The following is a 5,920-nucleotide window of genomic DNA, read 5'->3' on the forward strand; positions in this document are numbered from 1 at the left end:
ACCCAAAGAAGAAGATTATTGAACCACAAAGACACGAAGGTCACTAAGCTTAAAACAGTAAGGAGGGTATTTTTTGAAAACCGGGCAACGGTTTTCAAAAAGGCTGCCTTTTCATTTGCCGCCTGCCCCGTTAAACGCGAAGCCTGTTTAACTGGGGTCTTCCCGGCAAACGAAAAACCAAAACCCTTTGTGCTTTCTTCCTTTGTGTCCTTTGCGCCGGGCCTGCCACGCTGAAAGCGTGGTTCAAACTTTCTTGTTTTTTTATGACCCCGGTTAAACCCTGCTCCGCAGGAACGCTTCCAGCGTTGTTTAACGGGGCAGGCCCCGGTTAAACCCTGCTCCGCAGGAACGCTTCCAGCGTTGTTTAACGGGGCAGGCAGGGTCTCAGGAGTAAGTCACCAGGCTTTTTCAGCGACCCTGCACGGAAAAAGTGGCCCCTTCGGGGCGTCATCCGGTTAACCATTGCAGGACGCATTTTATTTTTCCCACGATAAAAAATAAGTGCCGGGGTGCCTGTCCCCACAAACACTTCCCAGACTGGAGCCTGGAAACGAGAGGTAACCATGAACGAAGAACCAGGAACCAGGAACCGATTTTAACGACCAACATGTTGTTTCGAAATTTGTGCTAAGTGCTTAAACAGATACCAATAGTTAATGACATTGATCAGCAAGCCACTTTCACACTCCGCAAAGATATGCGCAGTAACTTTTTGCAGGCGCATGCAACCTTACACAATAACCGGATAAGACTGGGATACCGCTATGCAGCCTGACTGGCCTACCGTTGGGGAACTTATTGAAGTCGTTGACAGCGATAACCGTCCCCTGGCGGTTCTTCCTGACGCGCTGGTGCATTACCAGGGCCTGCATCATCGTTCAGTGGCGGTAATTGTGCACGATCGTCATAACAGGGCTTTCCTGCGCAAAAGATCAGCCGGTGAGTTCCCTTATCCTGGCAGGTGGGACTTGTCTGCCTGCGGGCATGTACTGGCTGGAGAAAGCGTGCGGGAAGCGGCCTTGAGGCGTTTAAAAGGCAGCACCGGGTTGAGCGTGGGACGGATAAAAATCTTATATTTAATCAGCGGACGTAAAGAGACCAATTATGAGTTTGTTTATTTCATCAGCGCCGGCAGGATAAAAAGGGTTCCGGCTACAGAGACGGAACCGGGGAGTCTTTTCCTGGATCCCCAGGGGCTTAAGGAGTTTGTTCTGGAGAACCCGGAAGACCTGACACCCTGGTTGGTATACTTCTGGAGGCTGGGGCTGATTTTCAGGCAGGGTAAGCTGCCACCCGCCCGGGAGCAGGTTTAATTAATAAAAACATGGGCGTATTTCTTAACCTGGGTCAAGGTCTCTCCCGTTCCCCGAAGCACGGTAGTCAGGGGGTCCTCGTCAACATTCACCTTAACCTGAACCTCCCGGCTGATGAGCTTGTCAAGACCCTTGAGCAGGGCTCCTCCGCCGGCCAGAAGAACGCCATTGTCTGCAATATCCGTTATAAGCTCCGGAGGAGTTTTTTCCATGGCCTGATGCACCGCATGTACTATGGCCCATACTGGTTCATGGATGGCCTCACGTATCTGGGAGTCGTTTATTTCTACTGCTGCAGGGTTGCCGTCCACGATTCTTTTGCCCTGCACTCTAAGGGTCATAGGTTCCGAAGGCGGACAGGCAGTACCGATGGTCATCTTGATTTTTTCGGCTGTGTTCTCCCCAACCAGGAGTTGAAACTCCTCCTGGATAAAGCGCTGGATGGCTTCGTTCATTTCATCCCCGGCCACCCGCACTGATTCGGAATATGCTACCGCCGACAGAGAGATAACGGCAACTTCAGTGGTCCCGCCGCCAATGTCCACCACAAGATTGCCAATGGGTGCTTCAATGTTCATGCCGGCACCTATGGCTGCTGCCATAGGTTCCTCCACAAGCCTGATCTCCCTGGCACCGGACTGCAGCCCCGAATCGATGACCGCCCTTTTTTCCACCTGGGTAATGCCTGTGGGTACGCATATGACCATTTTGGGCTTGATCAGGTTGAAGCCCCGGATGACTTTTTTTATAAAAAACGCGATCATGGCATTGGTGACTTCAAAGTCAGCTATGACCCCGTCCTTCAATGGTCGAATAGCTACTATTCTCTGAGGGGTGCGACCCAGAAACTCTTTGGCTTCTCTGCCCACTGCAAGCACTTTGCCGTCCCTGGAATCCAGGGCCACCACTGATGGTTCATTCAGAACAATACCGTCTCGGGGTGTGTACAAAAGGGTGTTTGCAGTTCCAAGATCCATGGCCAGGCTCTGGCCGAAAAAAGAAAAAAGCTTGCTGATAAACATCAAAAGACCTCGTAGCCTAAGCTTCTCAGCTGATGCGACTTTTTAGATACAGGTTTTCCAGGAAAAGTGCGAGATAATCCCCAACCATGTGCACGAACCCCCTGAGATCTTCATCAATAGACAAGGCCTCAGTATCTGCCAGCACCAGGATTCCCCTGGTCTTTTTGTGCACTTGCAAAGGCATGCAAATAACAGAGGTAAACTGTTGGGAAGGTGTTTCCTTACCGAAAAGAGGCAATCCTGCAGGGCCCTCCTCCAGGCCTGAAAAAATGGGTGATCCGTGCTTGAACACCCAGCCCAGCAGCCCGGAGTCAATATTAAACTTTTTCTGCTCCAGATTGACACGGGGCAGGATTTCCTGACGCAGTCCCTGCAGATAATAGCCCTCACCCCTTTCATCCCTGGCTGCCATGAAACAGTGCTTAAACCCAGTGGACTGGCTGAGCAGTTCAAGCAACTGGTTCAAAAAAGACCGCCATCTGGGTACTCTCTGCCTCAACTTCTGTATCAGAGTCAAGTATCTATAATAGTCCTGGAGCGCAATGTTTTCATCCGCCTGTACCAGCCCCAGTCGGACATCCTCGGTGAGCTGGGCGAACTGGTAAAGGATCTTTTGGTCCTTGTCGCTGAAAGAATATGTCTTTTTGCTGTCCACGCAAAGTACACCTGCGCCGCCTGGAAGAGGGCAGCCCATGAAGGCCTTGATTTTGGACTCGCTTTCCCTGGTATAGTAGCCCAGACAACCCTCATCACGCTCAAAGTTGTTGATGAGCAGAGGTTTGCTGTTCTTGGCTATCCACCCTACAAGTCCGGTTCCGGCAGTAATTTCGAATCCCTTTGGGATGGAATCTCCAAGACTGAAACTGGCGGCAAGCCGACAGGTATTCCTGTCCGGATCCCGCAGGAAAAGGACCGCGGAATATCCGTCAAAGACACTGCATACCAGGCCCAGTATTCTGTCCAGCCATCTGTGGTTGTTCATCTGCTGAGTGTTCCGATTTATGTTTTGGGAGCCAATTGCAAATATGCCTGTAAATATTATGATTGACAATAAAAATTCTTACATTCAACCGGGGTGGAGGAATGACTGTTTTCTTGTCTGTTGAGCGCAATGCATGTGGCACATGGACTGGCTCTTTGCCGACCTCAAACCCTAAAACGGCCGGACTATCCGGCGGCAAAAGAGCCAGTCCCCTTGCAGCATAAATAAAGTGTCGCTGTAGTGGTATCTGTTTTCTTATCCGTGTTGCCGGCACTGTCTACGCTAGCATATATTGAAAGCCGTTACAATAATGTTTTCAATACCGGAAAGTGAAAGGCTTTTTTGGGATAATTGATTCTTGCATATTGATTTTTTTGCAAAAAAAGGGTAAAAATTCAGCGAAACTGTATCACTACAACGAAACTTATTTTGATCTCTGGGGACTGTCTCTTTTGCAGAAAGGAAAGCAGGGGACAGGCACCCCCGCACTTATTTTTGCCACAGGAAATTTCAGCATTTTTAAAAAATAAGTGCGGGGAGAGCCAGTCCCCATGCCACCTGCAAATGCCTGTCCCTGCTTTCCTAAAAAGCGCTAAACAGATGCCTCATATTTAAAGGGTTTCAGGTCGTTTTCCTGGGACGCTTGATCAAGCGCCCCTGGCCGGGCAAGGGATGGATTAATGCAGAAATGGTATGATTATTTTGTTGAAGCCAATGCATACGACTGGACCGATAAAAAGATACCAGTGCCCAAGTTTAAGCTGAACAGCATTTTAAGCTTAAAAAAGTACCTGGACCTGATACATATCCGGCAATGCCTTATCAAACCTTTCCTCGAAACAGACAAATACCCTCTGGTGGAGGCCAGGGAATTGCTGCCCTCATTTGAGTCGGACCTGTATGAATATGAGAATCTACCGGGATTCAGTCTTGTAGCCCTGGCCAGACCCATTGAATATTTCAACGAAGTCTTTCAGTTTGATATTCTGCACACCATCTGGGAGAAAATCTTCACCAAATATGGTGAGGCCTGTCCTATACCGGACACCATCCCCCACACCAACCTCGCCACATTTCAAAGCCGGCTTCCTAAATACCTGCAGGACAAATTCAGGGAAACGCTAGGGAGCTTGGATATAGCTGATCTGCACAATTATGCCAGGGTCCTGAATTTTATTCTTAATATGGATCGTGGACATGTGATCAGCATGGATACCAGGAATGAGTTTTATCTCTCTGGTGTCTACGCGTCATTTCCTTCTTACCTTGACACTGAACTGAAGCGCTTCGGTCTTAAAATCAAAAAATTCAGTCCCAATGACAACCTGCTTTACGAGCAGAACCGCATTTTTGTATACCAGTTTCTCATGGAGTTATACGGCTTTCCCGTGGTCTCAGAGCGCAGGACTTCCGCGGCTCTTTTTTCCAGACGGCTTTTCAGTATGGGGGAAAAATTCATGATCCGGGCTCTGGGTCAGACTGACCGCACAATCACAACTCTTTATAATACCGGTGAATGCAAGTTTTTCCCTTCCCTGGAAAAACTGGCTTTGGCCAGGGTAGAAACCAAAAAAAAGGACGTCCTAAAGTTTTTACAGGAAAACGGCTACTTTCTGGACGAGGAGAAAAGGGTCGTTATTTTGCGGGTCAGGTATAAACAGCATCAGTACGATCCGAACAATATCCGAGAAGAAAGGGCCCTGTCGGTCCTCAGGCAGGAGGTCATTCATCCCCGCACCGGCGAAGTCTGCTCCCAGCTCAATATCATAAAAGACACCTTTTTTATGACCCTGAAGCTGAACGATATCGTCAAGGGTGAGTTTTCAGGCAGGATTAAATATAAGCGCGAGATCATCGAAAACACCGACACCCACGAAAAAAGGCTCAAGTTTCTCTATGCCTGGATTAGCAAGCATCAGCGCAGGATAATCGGGTACTCTGACGAATTTTATTCCGGAGTAATCAAAGTTTTGGACAATTACCTGCTCAACCCGGAGCTATACGAAGAGTTTCAAGGGTTAAACAGTCTGTATCAGGAAGTGTGGCAAAAATACAGCTATATAAGGCAGGCCAGGAAAATCCGGATTCTGCAGGACATTATGGAAAGAAGGTACGAAGATAAGAAGATAAAATACCAGCAGATGCTTGAACATACCAATATGGTGCTGGAAGAGCTGAAGTTTGAAACAGGCGACTATTTTCAAGACATCATATCCAGGGCCATTAGTACCGTGGAAAAGATAGCCAATGACCGCTATCTTGTGCGCAACTACGTCAACAAAACAGAAAAGGACCTTACCCAGTACGGCCTGGAAGTGAGGCAGAAATACCACCGCATGGTCTCCCTGCTCAATGAGTTGCGCGCAATTCGGCGTATCAAGCGCGAGTCCACTGCTTACAACTAGAGATTATCCGGCACCCCCCGGGGGTGCCGGATAATGCCGGGTTAAAGCTTGCAGGCGGTTTTGAGATCCGCGGCCGAATCCGTCTTTTCCCAGGTGAATTCCGGCTTTTCCCGGCCGAAATGTCCATAATTGGTGGTCATCTGGTAGATGGGGCGCTTGAGGTCCAGGCGCTTGATGATAAAATAGGGCCGCAGGTCG

General features: G+C 48.9%; 6 protein-coding genes. 3 read left to right on the top strand and 3 right to left on the bottom strand.

Annotated features, from left to right (window positions below; all coding sequences use genetic code 11):
* On the top strand, positions 1–234 hold a 234-nt coding region (locus tag QZP87_RS02510), incomplete at its 5' end, for a hypothetical protein (RefSeq protein WP_291321343.1).
* 530 nt (positions 235–764) lie between these two features.
* The gene (locus QZP87_RS02515) at positions 765–1,313 is read left to right on the top strand and encodes an NUDIX domain-containing protein (RefSeq protein ID WP_291321344.1); all 549 of its coding nucleotides are present in this window, start codon (positions 765–767) and stop codon (positions 1,311–1,313) included.
* On the opposite strand, the gene QZP87_RS02520 is transcribed toward QZP87_RS02515, so the two are convergent.
* Together QZP87_RS02520 and QZP87_RS02525 are read right to left on the bottom strand one after the other, a co-directional pair.
* Positions 1,310–2,335, bottom strand: coding sequence for a rod shape-determining protein (locus tag QZP87_RS02520; RefSeq protein ID WP_291321345.1), 1,026 nt, complete (start codon positions 2,333–2,335; stop codon positions 1,310–1,312). The genes QZP87_RS02515 and QZP87_RS02520 overlap by 4 nt on opposite strands.
* 25 nt (positions 2,336–2,360) lie before the next feature.
* Positions 2,361–3,317, bottom strand: a complete 957-nt coding sequence (locus tag QZP87_RS02525) for a GAF domain-containing protein (protein ID WP_291321346.1) — start codon at positions 3,315–3,317, stop codon at positions 2,361–2,363.
* A gap of 680 nt (positions 3,318–3,997) precedes the next feature.
* Here QZP87_RS02525 and QZP87_RS02530 point away from each other — a divergent pair.
* On the top strand, positions 3,998–5,722 hold the full coding sequence (locus QZP87_RS02530) for a hypothetical protein (RefSeq protein WP_291321347.1): 1,725 nt from the start codon (positions 3,998–4,000) through the stop codon (positions 5,720–5,722).
* Between the two features lie 41 nt (positions 5,723–5,763).
* Here the strand turns inward: QZP87_RS02530 and QZP87_RS02535 are convergent.
* Positions 5,764–5,920 (bottom strand): methionine adenosyltransferase domain-containing protein (locus tag QZP87_RS02535; protein WP_291321348.1); only part of this gene is annotated, 157 nt, incomplete at its 5' end.

Origin of the sequence: Desulfonatronospira sp. (assembly GCA_003563255.1) — a bacterium.
GTDB lineage: Bacteria > Desulfobacterota > Desulfovibrionia > Desulfovibrionales > Desulfonatronovibrionaceae > Desulfonatronospira.

What these genes read in the sequence shown, in the direction of transcription:
- QZP87_RS02515 (WP_291321344.1), top strand. Translation starts at nt 765, where the DNA reads ATGCAGCCTGACTGGCCTACCGTTGGGGAACTTATTGAAGTCGTTGAC.
- QZP87_RS02520 (WP_291321345.1), bottom strand. Translation starts at nt 2,335, where the DNA reads ATGTTTATCAGCAAGCTTTTTTCTTTTTTCGGCCAGAGCCTGGCCATG.
- QZP87_RS02525 (WP_291321346.1), bottom strand. Translation starts at nt 3,317, where the DNA reads ATGAACAACCACAGATGGCTGGACAGAATACTGGGCCTGGTATGCAGT.
- QZP87_RS02530 (WP_291321347.1), top strand. Translation starts at nt 3,998, where the DNA reads ATGCAGAAATGGTATGATTATTTTGTTGAAGCCAATGCATACGACTGG.